Consider the following 13,849-nt stretch of genomic DNA (forward strand, 5'->3'; position numbering starts at 1 on the left):
CGAAGAAATTACAATGACGGCGGGCGGCAGAAACGGAGCGCCCGCCATTTAAAATCGATTGGCACGAACCGCGCCGGTTCTTCAGGCTTTGGTAATGGCGTCGAAGGCCAAAAGCTTTTCGAGCAGTTTCGGCATGTCCTTCAGGTGAACCATGTTGGGACCGTCGGAAGGCGCATTGTCCGGGTCCTCATGGGTCTCGATGAAGAGGCCGGCCACGCCGACGGCCACGGCCGCGCGCGCCAGCGTCTCGACGAATTCGCGCTGGCCACCGGTGGAACCACCCTGCCCGCCCGGCTGCTGCACGGAATGGGTGGCGTCGAAGACGACGGGCGCACCAAGCGAGGCCATGATCGGCAGCGAGCGCATGTCGGAGACCAGCGTATTATAACCGAAGGAGGCGCCGCGCTCGCACAGAAGCACATTCGGATTACCGCTGTCGTTCAGCTTGGCCAGAACATTCTTCATGTCCCAGGGGGCCAGAAACTGGCCCTTCTTGACATTGATGACGCGGCCGGTCTTGGCGGCAGCGACGAGAAGATCCGTCTGGCGGCTGAGAAAGGCCGGGATCTGCAGCACATCCACCACTTCGGAAACGATGGCGCATTGTTCTTCGGTGTGAATGTCGGTCAGGACAGGAAAACCGAACTCCTTCTTGAGATCGGCGAAGACCTGCATGGCGTTCTCAAGGCCGATGCCGCGCTTGCCGGAAAGCGAGGTACGGTTCGCCTTGTCGAAGGAGGATTTATAGACAAGCCCGATTCCAAGTTTATCACAAAGCTCCTTCAGGACGCCGGCGATCATGAATGCATGTTCGCGGCTTTCCATCTGGCACGGGCCGGCAATCAGCGAAAAGCGCTCGCTGTTGGAGAAAGAAACTTTGCTGGCGCCGTCGCCGGCGGTGACTTTGAGATTGTTCGTAACGCTCATTATTTTTCCTCGAAGGCGAAGGCAACGCCCTGGCCGGGTGCTGCGGGCACCACCAGACGGCCGCCCGTTTCCATGCAGAACACGCCATTAGCAGCAAGCGCCGCCGCTGTCACGGCAAGATCGCCGACGGAAAGGACGATGCCTGCACCGCGCAGTCCGCCACCCTGCCCGACAACATCATGCGCTTTTTCACTGAAGGCCGGATTCTCAGTCAATCTTATGCACGCATTGCCGGTTGCAAAAACCACATCACCGTCCGGTGATATTTTGCCGCCGCAGCCAAAAACCGTCTCTATCAGGCGTGCGGCATTCGGATCATCACCGACAAACAGGACGATCTCGCTGAGACCGGACACGCCATTGGCATGGCGCTCCAGCGCCGAGCGGTCGCCCGGCAGGGCCTGCAGCCGCTGGCAGCTGAACAGGAAGAAATCCGCGGCGGAACCGCTGGCTGCAAAAGCCAGCCGGAAGGCTGCCTCGCTCTGCGAACCGTCCGGCATTTTGACCGGACGCGAAAATTCAAAGACAGTACCGGCCGTCAGGCCGGAGACCACGAATCGGTCGTGATCCCCAAGGGCGTCTTCGGTTGCAGCGACGAGAGCGGAAAACCCCTCCCCTCCGGCGTGTTTCCGAAAGGCATGATCCCGCCCGGTGAAGACATCTCCTCTGCCAATCGAGGCGTTATATTTAGCCGGGTCAGCAATTGCGAGCGGCTCCAGATAGGTGCCGTCGGAGAAAAAAACACAGGCATTGTGTGTGCCGAACGGATGGAGAGCCGCCGGCGCGACCGTAAACCCAAGGTTTGCAAGGCGACTGACGGCGACGTCGAGACGCTCGACGGGCAGTACGAGATGGTCGACGCGATAGGGTTTCGTCATTTTCCTGCTTCCTGCTGTCGGGTCCGGCAAGGCGACACCGGAACAGTCCCGGCGGCAGAAAAGCACAATTGCGTGCTTTCAGGCAAATCATCAAAACAACAGATGGCAGCTTCACGAAATTTTAGGGGATTGCGGAACACATATGGAACATATAGTGTTCGTTCTGTATTTGTTTCGCGACCTCCACTACGATTCTCAAGGGTGTTTTCCTCATGCTCACGCGCAAACAGCAGGAATTGCTTCTCTTCATTCATGAACGAATGAAAGAGTCCGGCGTGCCGCCCTCCTTCGATGAAATGAAGGACGCACTCGATCTTGCCTCCAAATCCGGCATCCACCGGCTGATCACCGCCCTCGAAGAGCGCGGATTCATTCGCCGGCTACCGAATAGGGCGCGAGCGCTGGAAGTGATCAAGTTGCCTGAGGCCTATACGCCGGGTGCACGGCCGCAGCGCGGCTTTTCACCAAGCGTCATCGAAGGCAGTCTCGGCAAGCCAAAAGCGCCGGAACCGGCCCCTGCCCCCAAGGCGCCCGCTAACGATCTCGGCGGCGCCGTTACCGTGCCGGTCATGGGCCGCATCGCCGCCGGCGTTCCGATTTCCGCCATCCAGAACAATACCCATGACGTGGCCGTACCGGTGGACATGCTGGGCTCGGGCGAACATTACGCTCTCGAGGTCAAGGGCGATTCGATGATCGAGGCCGGCATTTTCGATGGTGACACCGTCATCATCCGCAATGGCAATACCGCCAGCCCCGGCGATATTGTCGTGGCGCTGGTGGATGACGAGGAAGCGACGCTGAAGCGCTTCCGCCGCAAGGGCGCCTCCATCGCGCTGGAGGCGGCCAATCCTGCCTATGAGACCCGCATATTCGGGCCGGACCGGGTGAAAATTCAGGGCAAACTGGTTGGACTGATCCGCCGTTACCATTGATCCGTACAGGCCGCCATCTTCTCGGGGCGAACATCGCCCAGGTGAAGAGATATCCATTGAGGATGGCGGCAATTCCGCACGTTGGCTGACTACGTGGAAACCGGGCTGACACATTCATCCCGGGAGCGGTTTCATTCCGTACCGCTGAACATCGGCTACGGTCTTCATATGATATTGCGGCTTCGATTTTAGCCCGGCCTGTTGCATTCCGTGCGTCATCCGCATGGAGTTTCGGTAACGCTGCGAGGTTCCGGCCCGTGTGATGGGCTTGACGCCATCCGTCACCAAATGGTGACATTTATCGTTGAGCAGCCCGCTGCCACTCATCAAAGGCGTTTATGGGTGCCATGGATTATTTTCGATATTCCGCAGCGCTCCGACAGGTATAGAAATGCGCGTCATATCCGGGAGACAAGCCATGTATGATCTTTATATCGCCAACAAGAACTATTCCTCATGGTCGCTGCGGCCGTGGGTCCTGATGCGCACGCTCGGTATCGCCTTCGATGAGAAACTCGTTCCGTTCGGCGAAGGCGTCGCCTTCTCCAGCTTTTCGCCGACGGGCAAGGTGCCCTGCCTTGTCGACGAGGGAGTGACGATATGGGAATCGCTGTCGATCGCCGAATATCTGGCGGAAAGACATCAGGGTATCTGGGCGAGCGACAAGCAGGCCCGGGCATGGTCGCGTTCGGCTGCGAGCGAAATGCATGCCGGCTTTTCCTCGCTGCGCAATCTCTATCCGATGTCTGTCGGTATTCGGGTCAAGCCGAAAGGCGGCGATGCCGGGCTTGCGGCCGATATCAAGCGCATCGATACGCTGTGGAGCGAAGGGCTGACAAAATTCGGCGGTCCCTACCTTGCCGGTCAGAAATTCACGGCGGTGGACGCTTTCTTTTGCCCCGTCGCATTCCGTTTCCAGACCTATGGTGCCGATCTTTCACCGGGCGCGAAAACCTATTGCGACCGGCTGCTCGCCCTGCCCGCCATGCGCGAATGGTATGAGGCCGGATTGAAGGAAATCTGGCGCGATACGGCGCATGAAGAGGAGATCGGCGGTATTGGCGAGTTGACTGCCGATCTTCGCCTGAAGGCCTGAGGACCTGTGCTGGCGATGGTCACTGCGACGTCGCCAGCAGCTGCCGGACCTTTTCGGGTACATCGTGCTCGAAACGGCCGCTCTTCCAGTCATAATAGCGGTGTTCGCTCCACGGCCTGTCCGCCCCTGCGATGGCTGCGCGCAGCCTTCCGACCACCGCGGACTGCTCGCTGCCGGCAAAGTTCATTTCCACCGAACCGATACGCCGCAGAATATCTCGGTTGAGCAGCAGCGCTCCCGAGCGGCACTGCGAAAACGAGGTTCTGCGGGAAACAACGACTATATCGGCGATGTCGCAGGCTTTTCCGGCAAACCGGCCGTCCTCAAGAACGACGATCCATTCGCCGCTGCCTGCGCGCGCCACGCACCATATGCCCCTCACGCAGGTGAAGACACCCGGTTCGGCATCTTTCAGGGCCGCCGTCATCTGCCGTGCAACGGCGCTCAGCTCCTGCGAGGTCAGTTTCGGCCTTGCGGCGAAAGCCACACGGGTCGGCGCCGTCCCGGTTTTGACGATGGCCGGCGGCACGGGCTGTTCCGGTAAGAGCAATGCTCTTTGCCACTGGCCATAAACGAAACCCTGCGGCCGTGTCTTTGTCGTATAGACCTTGCCGTCCTCCAGCAACGCGACCAGTTCACCGTCCTCGTGAATGAGCAGGTCCGGCGCATCGCGATAGGCCATGGTCGCCGACAGCCCGAAAGCGACGAGCAGAACCGGGATGCCAAGCAGGGCCAGCCGGCTGCGCAGCAGCGTCAGCAGCAGGAAACCGGAGGAAGCAAGACCGATGAACCAGCCATGCGGCCGACCTGTCGCAGCGCTGCCACCCCAGGACGCGACCTCCCCCGCAACCTCGATGACAAGCGCCATGCCATATCCCATAACCTTCAGGAACGGGGCATCGAGCCCGAAGGGCATCAGCAGCATGGCGACGAGACCGAAAGGCATGACGACCAGCGACATCAGCGGCATGGCGGCCAGATTGGCGAACAGTCCATAGGTGGTGACACGGTGGAAATGTTCGGCCGAATAGATCGCTGTCGAAAGCCCGCCAATCAGCGATGTGACGATGACGCCGCCGATGATGGCCCCTGCCGTTTCCCCTGCCATCATCCATGCCGGTCTGCGACCGATCGACAGCCGCTCGTGATCGCTGCGCCGGCGGCTCCACCAGGCATAGGCGGATACCAGCGCGATGGTCGCGGCAAAGGACATCTGAAAACTCGGCCCCATGATCTCCGAAGGTGAAAGCGCAAGAATGACCAAGGCGGAAAGCGCGACATTCCGGAGGCTGAGCGAGGGTTGATCGAAAAGGACAGCGATCAGCATCACCGACATCATCAGCCAGGCGCGTTCGGCAGAGACGGCAAAACCGGAAATCAGATAATAGGCGAGCGTCATCAGGAGAGCGGCGAAAGCCGAAATCTTCTTGACGGGCCAGCGCTGCGCAAAGGCGGGAAACAGGCTGAAGCCCAGCCGAAGGCCGACGAAGAAGATGCCGGCGGCCAGCGCCATGTTGAGCCCGGATATGGCGACAATATGCGCAAGGCCGGAAAGCCTCAGCGCTTCCATGGTTTCGGCCGATATGGCCTGTCTCTCATCAGTGACTATGGAGGCAGCAAAAGCGCCGGCATCGCCGCCAATCGTGCCGCGGATGCGTTCGGCAATGGCGCTGCGAAGGCCATAAAGGCGCATATCGGCCCATTCAAGCAAACCTGTCGCAGCCGCAACATCACTTTTCGGTGACATTATCATCCGGGGCGGCTTGTAGAAAAATCCCGTCGCGCCCACGCCTTTGAAGTAGGAGGCGAAGGCGAAATCATTCAGCCCCGGCAGGGCCGGACCGGAGGGCGGCGAAAGCCGCGCCTTGCCGCGAATGGTGGCGCCAAGTGCGACCGGCTCACCGCCGCCGCGCGCAAGCAGCGATACCCTTTCCGGCGGGCGCGACAGTTTCGGCGCCTCCGTTGCGACAAGTTTCACCATATATCGCCAGTCGCCGCGCGCATCGACCTCCCGGCGTGTCACCGTACCGGTGATGGTGGTGGTAACGGGTGTATCCAGCACCACGGTGCCGGCACGCCTCGTTTCGAGATCGGCCAGAAGCATGCCCAGCAACAGAAAAGCGACGATGCTGCAACTCGCCGCCGACAGGCCGGTATCGTATCGACAAAAAAGTGCCAGACCGGCGGCAAGCAGGAATGCGATTGCCAGAACGGACGACGATGGTGTGACATCCAGAGAAAACCACAGGATCGCGCCACAGCCGATCATGACGGGAATGAACAGGAAACCATGGCCGAATGCCCGCTCCTCGGCGAGACAGGCGGCGAGTTTTTCGACGATGGCGGCCTTCAGCCCGCGCCGGGGAACAGGAGCCGGCAGATCGTGGGCAGCGACATCGCCGGTGCGACAAACGGGAAACAGGATTTCATGCGTGCCGGGCAAGGTTCCCCGCATCGTTTCGGCATATCCGAAATGCTGTTTTTCCCCTTGATCAAGCAATCCGCGCCGCGCCCCTGCCGCACCGGAAACAGGTTTGCAGGCAGGCGCGGAGGATTGCAATCCCTTCCTTTAACGGTGTGTTGACCGAGATTGAATTGCGGTGGCCGATAAAGCCGCGGGCAGCGTAATTGCGTTTGCCGCAATGCACAATTTGACCTTCGAATAGCTTGGCATCGGCGCAAGGATCATATAGCTAATCGGTAGACGCTTAACCGCGGGGCGTGTCTCAACGCCCCCACCCGCATGTTTTCGGAGGATCAGTATGACGGAAAAAAGCGCTACAGTGACACTTGGCGATAAACAGGTCGAACTCCCGGTCAGGGAAGGCACGATCGGGCCGAGCGTCGTCGATATCGGCACGCTGTACAAACACACGGGCTCCTTCACCTACGACCCGGGTTTCACGTCGACGGCCTCCTGCGAATCCAAGATCACCTATATTGACGGTGACGAAGGCGTTCTTTTGCATCGCGGCTTCCCGATCGAGCAGCTTGCCGAACAGGGCGATTTCCTTGAAACCTGCTACCTGCTGCTTTACGGCGAACTGCCGACGGCCGCGCAGAAGAAGGATTTCGACACCCGCGTCACGCGCCACACCATGGTGCATGAGCAGATGAGCCGCTTCTTCACCGGCTACCGCCGCGATGCGCATCCGATGGCCGTCATGTGCGGCACGGTCGGCGCTCTCTCGGCCTTCTATCACGACTCGACCGACATCACCGATCCGCACCAGCGCATGGTCGCTTCGCTGCGCATGATCGCCAAGATGCCGACGATCGCCGCCATGGCCTATAAGTACCATATCGGCCAGCCCTTCGTTTACCCGAAGAACGATCTCGATTACGCCTCCAACTTCCTGCACATGTGCTTTGCCGTGCCGTGCGAGGAATACAAGGTCGATCCGGTTCTGGCCCGCGCCATGGACCGCATCTTCATCCTGCATGCTGATCACGAGCAGAACGCCTCCACCTCCACGGTGCGTCTTGCCGGCTCCTCGGGTGCGAACCCGTTCGCCTGTATCGCGGCTGGCATCGCCTGCCTCTGGGGCCCGGCTCACGGCGGCGCCAACGAAGCGGCGCTCAACATGCTCAACGAAATCGGCACGGTTGACCGCATTCCGGAATATATCGCCCGCGCCAAGGACAAGAACGACCCGTTCCGCCTGATGGGCTTTGGCCACCGCGTCTACAAGAACTACGACCCGCGCGCCAAGATCATGCAGAAGACGATGTACGAAGTGCTGGAAGCCACCGGCAACTCCGACGATCCGATCATGCAGGTCGCGCTGGAACTGGAAAAGATCGCCCTTTCCGACCCCTACTTCGTCGAGAAGAAGCTTTACCCGAATGTCGACTTCTATTCGGGCATCACGCTGAAGGCGCTCGGCTTCCCCACGACCATGTTCACCGTTCTCTTCGCTCTCGCCCGCACCGTCGGCTGGATCGCCCAGTGGAACGAAATGATCGAAGATCCGCAGCAGCGCATCGGCCGTCCGCGCCAGCTCTACACGGGCGCCGGCAAGCGCGACTACGTTCCGGTTTCCAAGCGCTAAGCCGCGAAACCCTCTAAGATCAAAGGCCGGCAGGTTTTCACCCGCCGGCCTTTTTTGTTGAACATCCGAATGGTTCTCAGTGGCGCGCCGCAACGCCCAGGAACTGCTTGAGTTCGGGTGTCGCTGGATTGGAGAACACCTCTTCCGGCGGTCCGATTTCATGCACCCTGCCCTCGTGCATGAAGACGACGCGGGAGCAGACGTCGCGCGCAAACTTCATCTCATGCGTCACCATCAGGAGCGTCATGCCTTCGGCGGCGAGTTCGCGAACGACAGCCAGCACTTCCGCGACCAGTTCGGGATCGAGCGCCGAGGTGATCTCGTCGCAGAGCAGCGCGATCGGCTGCATGGCAAGCGCACGGGCAATGGCGACGCGCTGCTGCTGGCCGCCGGACAATTCATCGGGATAGGCATCGAATTTATGCGCCAGCCCGACCCGTTCCAGCATCTTGCGGGCAACGGCTTCCGCTTCCGGTTTCGGCGTCTTCTTCACCACGGTCTGCGACAGCATGACGTTGCCGCCAACGGTCTGGTGCGGGAAGAGATTGAACTGCTGGAAGATCATACCGACCTTCAGCCGCAGGGCTTTGAGATGCAGATCGTCTTCGAGAAGCTGCGCGCCGGCAACCGAGATGGAACCGGCCGAAATCGTCTCCAGCCCATTGATGCAGCGAAGCAGGGTCGATTTGCCCGATCCGCTCTTGCCGATGATGGCGATGACCTCACCCGGCTCCACATCGAGGTTGATGCCCTTCAAAACCTCGTTACTGCCATAGCTTTTGCGGACTTCAGTGATTTCGATGAGCGACATTAAGTTTCCTTTCGAGGATCTGGCTGCTCTTCGACAGAGGCCAGCACAGCGCGAAATAGATGAGGGCGACGAGGCCATAAACGGTGAAGGGCTGGAAGGTGGCGTTGGTGACCACCGTGCCGGCCTTGGACAGTTCCACGAAACCGATGATCGAAGTCACGGCCGTTCCCTTGATGACCTGCACGAAGAAACCGACGGTCGGCGGAATGGCGACCCGCATGGCCTGCGGCAGGATGACATAACGCATCTGCTGCAGGCGTCCCATGGCAAGGCTCGCCGACGCCTCCCATTGGCCCTTGGCGACGGATTCAACGCAGCCGCGCCAGATTTCGGTCGGGAAGGCCGCTGCCCACAGGATCAGCGTCAGGCCCGCCGCCAGCCAGGCCGGCACATCGATGCCCAACAGGCCGAGGCCGAAAAAGGCGATGAAGAGCTGCATCAAAAGCGGCGTACCCTGAAAAAGCTCGACATAATAACGCGCGAAAGCCCGCATCGATTTTTTCCGGGAAATGCGCATGAACAGCAAAAGCAGCGCCACCATGCCGCCGCCCGCAAAGGATACGAGCGAGAGCAGCACGGTCCAGCGCGTGGCGAGCAGCAGGTTTCTGAGAATATCCCAGGTGGAGAATTCGATCATCGGACACTCCGGCGTGGAAAGATGAGATTGCCGCCCATGACCAGCACCTGCCGGAGAAGAATGGCCAGCACGAGATAAATGACGGTGGAGACCATATAGGCTTCGAAGGCGCGGAAGGTGCGCGACTGAATGAAATTGGCTGCGAAGGTCAAATCTTCGGCGGCGATCTGCGATACGACCGACGAGCCGAGCATGACGATCACCACCTGCGACGAAAGAGCGGGCCAGATGCGTTGCAGTGAGGGCACCAGCACCACATGCCGGAAGGTTTCGAAACGCGTCATGGCAAGGCTTGCCCCCGCTTCGAACTGTCCCTTCGGCGTCGCCTGAATACCGGCGCGGATGATTTCGCAGCTATAGGCCCCGAGATTGACCACCATGGCGATGTTGGCGGCGGTCAGTTCCGACAATTGCAGGCCAAGCGACGGCAGTCCGAAGAAGATAAAAAACAATTGTATGAGAAACGGCGTATTGCGAATGAGTTCCACATAGGCGGCGACCGGCGGCCGCAACCATCTAGGCCCCAGCGCACGCACCCAGGCGCAGACAATGCCGAGTGCGATGCCGAGGACGCCTCCGATGGCAATCAGTTCCAGCGTAACGGCGATGCCCTTGGCGATCTGCGGATAATATTCGAGAAGCCATCCAAAATCGAATGTGTATTTCACCCGATGCTTCCTTTCGGCGAGGACAAACCATGCGCCGGTCCCGTCTCAGGCGAGGCCGGCGCATGCATTTTTCCGGGTTGCTCAGAGATCCTTCGGCAGGTCGGTTTTCAGCCATTTCTGCGCGATCGTGTTCAGCGAACCATCGGTCTTTGCGGTGGCGATGATGGCATTGACCTTTTCAAGCAGCGCCGGCTGTTCCTTGTTCAGGCCGATATAGCAGGGCGAATTCTTGATCAGGAACTTCAGCTCGGGGCGCTTTGGCGGGTTCTTGGCGAGAATGGCGGCGGCCACGACATTGCCCGTGGCCACGGCTTCCACCTGGCCGGCGAGGAAGGCGGAAATCGTGCCGTTATTGTCCTCATAACGCTTGATGGTCGTATCGGCAGGCGCCACCTTCGTCAGCTCCAGATCCTCGACGGCGCCACGGGTGACACCGATGGTCTTGCCGGACAAATCTTCCGCTTTGGCCACGGCAATCGAATCCGGAGCGAACACGCCGTTGAAGAAGGGCGCATAGGCGGTGGAGAAGTCGATGACCTTTTCACGGTCCGGGTTCTTGCCGAGGCTCGAAATGACGAGATCGACCTTGTTGGTCTGCAGATAGGGAACGCGGTTGGCGCTGGTCACCGGCACGAGTTCAACCTTCACGCCGAGTTTTTCGCCGATCAGATTGGCGACGTCGATATCATAACCCTGCGGAGCCATATCCGTGCCGACGCTGCCGAAGGGCGGGAAATCCTGCGGGACGGCAACGCGGATCGTGCCGCGGGAGGTGATATCACCGAGCGCATCCGCAAAGGCTGCGGGCGAAAAACCGAGCGTTGCGGAAATCGCGGCGATGGCAAGCAATGAACGTCTGGAAATCATTGGAAATTACTCCTTGGGGCTTGAGGAAAGAGGCTGAAGTGAAAGGGAATGGCGAAGCTCGTAGAGCGGATCCGGCCTGCGGGTGAGATCGAGACCGGTTTCGACTTCATCGAGATGGCGGATGGCGAGTTCGGCGGCACCATGAAAATCGGCAGCCTTGATCGCTTCAAAGATACGGCAATGTCCGTCATGCGATTGTTGCGCATGGAAATCGGACTGATAGAGCATGGAGATGAGGATGGTTCTCGCCGTCAGGTCGCGCAGCGTTTCGACGATGATGTCGTTGCCGGCGATTTCAGCGATGCGGATGTGGAAATCACCCATCAGGCAGGTCAGGCGCTGGCGGTCGCCTTTGGCAATCGCCGCCTTCTCCTCATCGAGATGATCGGCGAGGATGGCAATGCCTTCCTGGCTGACGCCGGAAAGATTGCGCAAGAGCCCATATTCTATGATGCGCCGCGCCTCATAGACCTTGATGGATTCTTCGGCGGAAGGCTCCACCACGAACCAGCCCCGGCGCGGGCTGACGGTGACGATGCCGCGCGTTTCCAGCCGCATCATCGCCTCGCGAATGCGCGTGCGCGACACGCTGAAAAGGCTGGCCAGCTGGTTTTCGCTGAGGCGGGTTCCCGGGCGGATGCGCGCGGATAAAATGCCGGAGATGATGGCGTCTTCTACCGCGCTCTGGGCGCTTTCGGATGTATGGCTATCTTGCATACAAGATTGAAAGCAAGCGGTGTGCCAGACGAAAATTCCGGGGTTGCGAACCGCCCGATGGTCAGCTGTCTGCCGTTCCAACGATCAAATGCAGTAAAATCGATCCCTTGCCTGCCTGCAGGAGTGGCAAGACGGCAGCCAGCATCCTTTGCCGGCACATGGGTGTTCCGGCAGCTGAAGACGCGGCGAATGGGGCTTTCCCGAGGGGCTATTTTTTGCTTTTCAGGACGTCAAGAAGAATGGCCGCACCGGTTTCACCAGGAGGCACATCCGTCTGCAAACGCCGTTGCACCAGCGCATAACCTTCCAGCATCGCCCGGCGTTCGATGGTATCGTGAGACAGGCGCTCAGCCCAGCGCAGCATCGAACCTGCCCGTACCACCTCGTTGAAATATTCCGGGACGACGGCATAGTCGGCAATCAGGTTTGGCAATGCGCCGGTCCAGGTTTTCACCCGCTTGCTCAGCATGGTGAAAATCCAGTCGGTCTTGTAGACCGAGATCGTCGGTACGCCGGCGAGTGCGAGTTCCAGAATGACGGTTCCGGAGGCGGCGATTGCCGCATCGGCCTCCGCGAAGGCATTCCACTTGAATGCAGGGTCGGCGCCGATTTGCGGCCTGATTTCTTCCGGCCACGTTGCGGCCAGTTCGCGGATACGGTTTTCCTGGCGCGGCACAGTGGGCAGCAGGAACCGGGTCGGGCCGTTGCGTTCCACAAAGGCCTTTGCCGCCTGCTGGAACGGCTCCATCAACCGCGTCGTTTCAGTGGAGCGCGATCCCGGCAGCAGAAGAATGGTCTTCGGCTGGCCATCGGCCGGAAGAGAGCGTTCCGCGCGCTTCTGCCGTACGGAGAGCACATCGGGGTCGACGCTGAGGCGATGACCGACAAAGGTCGTCGGCGGGCCGCCGAGACGGCGCATGGCTTCCGGCTCGAAGGGCAGCAGGGCCAGAACGTGATCGACATAGGACAGCATCGCGGTGGCGCGATATTCCTTCCAGGCCCAGACGCTGGGGCAGACATAATTGACAACAGGCAGATGCGGCAATTGCCGGCGGACTTTTTTCGCAACGCGATGGGTGAAATCCGGGCTGTCGATGATCAGCAGAATATCGGGCTTCGCAGCCGCGATGGCCTGAGCGGTCTGGTTGATCCGCGCAATGAGCTTCGGCAGCTTTTTCAAGACCTGCGTGAAGCCCATGATGGAGAGTTCGGAATAATCGAATAGCGACACCAGCCCCTGCGCCTCCAGCGCCTCACCGCCGACACCCACCAGCTCGATCGGACCGGCATACCGGGCCTTGAGCGCGCGGATCAGATCCGCGCCGAGAAGATCGCCGGATACCTCGCCGGCGATAACCGCCACTTTTAATGTCGCCGTCATGCGCTCATATCCCCGCCAATCATGTCTCCATCAAGTGACGTATCGATGCCGCAGACGAATATGCCCGCCTGATCGGCGGCTTTCAACATCGCATCGCGATCAAGCACAAGCGCCCGGCCGGCTTCGACGGCAATACCCGCTAACCCGGCTTTCCGGGCGTTTTCCACGGTTTCGATGCCGATTGTCGGCAGGTCGGCGCGCACATCCTGTTGTGGTTTGCAGAGCTTGACCAGCACCCCCCTGCGACGGGGCGATATACGACCTTCAGCGCGCAGCGCCGCGACACGCGCCAGCATGGCATCCGTGCCCTCGACGCCCTCAAGGGCCACGATGCGGCCACCGACAGAGACCGCCCCCTGCCCCACATCCAGCGTACCGAGCGCAAGCGCCGCGTCGGCCGCCTTGCGTATATCGCGAAAATCCTCGTCGGTGGGTTTCTGAGTGCCCAAAACACCGGTGGTGGCGAGCAGCCCGGGTGCGATCTCGTGTGCACCGATGACCCTTGCACCAAGCGTGCCGATGATCTTGATGACCATCTGCAGAACGGTGTCGTCGCCGCCCGACAGCAGCGTGCGAACGATGGAGGGGAGTTTCAGCACGATGCCGATTGTGGGGCGAATTTCGCGCCACTCCGGCCGCCGCGCCACGCCGCCGGAAAGGACGACGCGGTCTACACGGTTCTCCCGCAGCAACCGGCCAAGCCCGGCAACATCCCCGACACTGATGATGGCATTGTCGAAACCGCTCCAGTCGAAGCTGGAATCATCGCGCAGCCGCACAATGAACGGGTTTTCGCCCATCTCGCGGGCGGCGGCCGCCACATAGAGCGGCAGCTGGCCGCTGCCGGCCACAATGGCGAGACGCCCGCCGCCTGTCACGG

General features: G+C 60.3%; 13 protein-coding genes. 3 read left to right on the forward strand and 10 right to left on the reverse strand.

Annotated features, from left to right (window positions below; genetic code table 11):
- Nucleotides 1-81: 81 nt before the first annotated feature.
- Both kdsA and JZX88_RS06895 read right to left on the reverse strand, forming a co-directional pair.
- Entirely contained in the window at nt 82-927 is an 846-nt protein-coding gene (gene kdsA, locus JZX88_RS06890) for a 3-deoxy-8-phosphooctulonate synthase (protein ID WP_142855685.1), read from the reverse strand.
- Nucleotides 927-1,805, reverse strand: coding sequence for a VOC family protein (locus tag JZX88_RS06895; RefSeq protein ID WP_206913075.1), 879 nt, complete (start codon nt 1,803-1,805; stop codon nt 927-929). Before JZX88_RS06895 ends, kdsA begins: the two co-directional genes overlap by 1 nt.
- A gap of 212 nt (nt 1,806-2,017) precedes the next feature.
- Here JZX88_RS06895 and lexA point away from each other — a divergent pair, with 212 nt between their 5' ends.
- Together lexA and JZX88_RS06905 are read left to right on the forward strand one after the other, a co-directional pair.
- Nucleotides 2,018-2,740 (forward strand): transcriptional repressor LexA, encoded by a 723-nt coding sequence (gene lexA / locus JZX88_RS06900; protein ID WP_065115524.1) that lies wholly within the window; start codon nt 2,018-2,020, stop codon nt 2,738-2,740.
- A 418-nt stretch (nt 2,741-3,158) separates the two neighbouring features.
- Complete coding sequence (locus tag JZX88_RS06905) at nt 3,159-3,836, forward strand: glutathione S-transferase family protein (RefSeq protein WP_065115523.1); 678 nt, start codon at nt 3,159-3,161, stop codon at nt 3,834-3,836.
- Between the two features lie 19 nt (nt 3,837-3,855).
- Here the strand turns inward: JZX88_RS06905 and JZX88_RS06910 are convergent, their stop codons facing one another.
- Nucleotides 3,856-6,291 carry a ComEC/Rec2 family competence protein gene (locus JZX88_RS06910; RefSeq protein ID WP_206913076.1) on the reverse strand — a complete coding sequence of 812 codons (2,436 nt, stop codon included), beginning with the start codon at nt 6,289-6,291 and terminating at the stop codon, nt 3,856-3,858.
- 307 nt (nt 6,292-6,598) lie between these two features.
- Here JZX88_RS06910 and gltA point away from each other — a divergent pair, with 307 nt between their 5' ends.
- On the forward strand, nt 6,599-7,888 hold the full coding sequence (gene gltA, locus JZX88_RS06915) for a citrate synthase (RefSeq protein WP_065115522.1): 1,290 nt from the start codon (nt 6,599-6,601) through the stop codon (nt 7,886-7,888).
- Nucleotides 7,889-7,964: 76 nt separating this feature from the next.
- Here gltA and JZX88_RS06920 read toward each other — a convergent pair whose 3' ends face one another.
- The 7 genes from JZX88_RS06920 to JZX88_RS06950 form a co-directional block, all read right to left on the reverse strand.
- Nucleotides 7,965-8,699, reverse strand: a complete 735-nt coding sequence (locus JZX88_RS06920; protein ID WP_035217484.1) for an amino acid ABC transporter ATP-binding protein — start codon at nt 8,697-8,699, stop codon at nt 7,965-7,967.
- Nucleotides 8,677-9,336 carry an amino acid ABC transporter permease gene (locus tag JZX88_RS06925; protein ID WP_206913077.1) on the reverse strand — a complete coding sequence of 220 codons (660 nt, stop codon included), beginning with the start codon at nt 9,334-9,336 and terminating at the stop codon, nt 8,677-8,679. The genes JZX88_RS06920 and JZX88_RS06925 overlap by 23 nt, the downstream gene beginning before the upstream one ends.
- The gene (locus JZX88_RS06930; protein ID WP_206913078.1) at nt 9,333-10,004 is read right to left on the reverse strand and encodes an ABC transporter permease subunit; all 672 of its coding nucleotides are present in this window, start codon (nt 10,002-10,004) and stop codon (nt 9,333-9,335) included. The genes JZX88_RS06925 and JZX88_RS06930 overlap by 4 nt, the downstream gene beginning before the upstream one ends.
- A gap of 81 nt (nt 10,005-10,085) precedes the next feature.
- The gene (locus tag JZX88_RS06935; protein WP_174029354.1) at nt 10,086-10,871 is read right to left on the reverse strand and encodes a transporter substrate-binding domain-containing protein; all 786 of its coding nucleotides are present in this window, start codon (nt 10,869-10,871) and stop codon (nt 10,086-10,088) included.
- Between the two features lie 6 nt (nt 10,872-10,877).
- On the reverse strand, nt 10,878-11,588 hold the full coding sequence (locus tag JZX88_RS06940) for a GntR family transcriptional regulator (protein WP_065115519.1): 711 nt from the start codon (nt 11,586-11,588) through the stop codon (nt 10,878-10,880).
- 208 nt (nt 11,589-11,796) lie between these two features.
- Nucleotides 11,797-12,969, reverse strand: a complete 1,173-nt coding sequence (gene lpxB / locus JZX88_RS06945; protein WP_110759808.1) for a lipid-A-disaccharide synthase — start codon at nt 12,967-12,969, stop codon at nt 11,797-11,799.
- Nucleotides 12,966-13,847 carry an LpxI family protein gene (locus tag JZX88_RS06950; RefSeq protein ID WP_181424012.1) on the reverse strand — a complete coding sequence of 294 codons (882 nt, stop codon included), beginning with the start codon at nt 13,845-13,847 and terminating at the stop codon, nt 12,966-12,968. The genes lpxB and JZX88_RS06950 overlap by 4 nt, the downstream gene beginning before the upstream one ends.
- Nucleotides 13,848-13,849 lie beyond the last annotated feature (2 nt).

It is taken from the genome of Agrobacterium sp. OT33 (assembly GCF_017313365.1).
In the GTDB taxonomy this organism is placed as follows: Bacteria; Pseudomonadota; Alphaproteobacteria; order Rhizobiales; family Rhizobiaceae; genus Agrobacterium; species Agrobacterium rhizogenes_A.

Coding starts and splice junctions, on each gene's coding strand:
- gltA (WP_065115522.1), top strand. CDS start 6,599: ATGACGGAAAAAAGCGCTACAGTGACACTTGGCGATAAACAGGTCGAA.
- JZX88_RS06920 (WP_035217484.1), bottom strand. CDS start 8,699: ATGTCGCTCATCGAAATCACTGAAGTCCGCAAAAGCTATGGCAGTAAC.
- JZX88_RS06925 (WP_206913077.1), bottom strand. CDS start 9,336: ATGATCGAATTCTCCACCTGGGATATTCTCAGAAACCTGCTGCTCGCC.
- JZX88_RS06935 (WP_174029354.1), bottom strand. CDS start 10,871: ATGATTTCCAGACGTTCATTGCTTGCCATCGCCGCGATTTCCGCAACG.
- JZX88_RS06910 (WP_206913076.1), bottom strand. CDS start 6,291: ATGCGGGGAACCTTGCCCGGCACGCATGAAATCCTGTTTCCCGTTTGT.
- JZX88_RS06905 (WP_065115523.1), top strand. CDS start 3,159: ATGTATGATCTTTATATCGCCAACAAGAACTATTCCTCATGGTCGCTG.
- lexA (WP_065115524.1), top strand. CDS start 2,018: ATGCTCACGCGCAAACAGCAGGAATTGCTTCTCTTCATTCATGAACGA.
- lpxB (WP_110759808.1), bottom strand. CDS start 12,969: ATGACGGCGACATTAAAAGTGGCGGTTATCGCCGGCGAGGTATCCGGC.
- JZX88_RS06940 (WP_065115519.1), bottom strand. CDS start 11,588: ATGCAAGATAGCCATACATCCGAAAGCGCCCAGAGCGCGGTAGAAGAC.
- kdsA (WP_142855685.1), bottom strand. CDS start 927: ATGAGCGTTACGAACAATCTCAAAGTCACCGCCGGCGACGGCGCCAGC.
- JZX88_RS06895 (WP_206913075.1), bottom strand. CDS start 1,805: ATGACGAAACCCTATCGCGTCGACCATCTCGTACTGCCCGTCGAGCGT.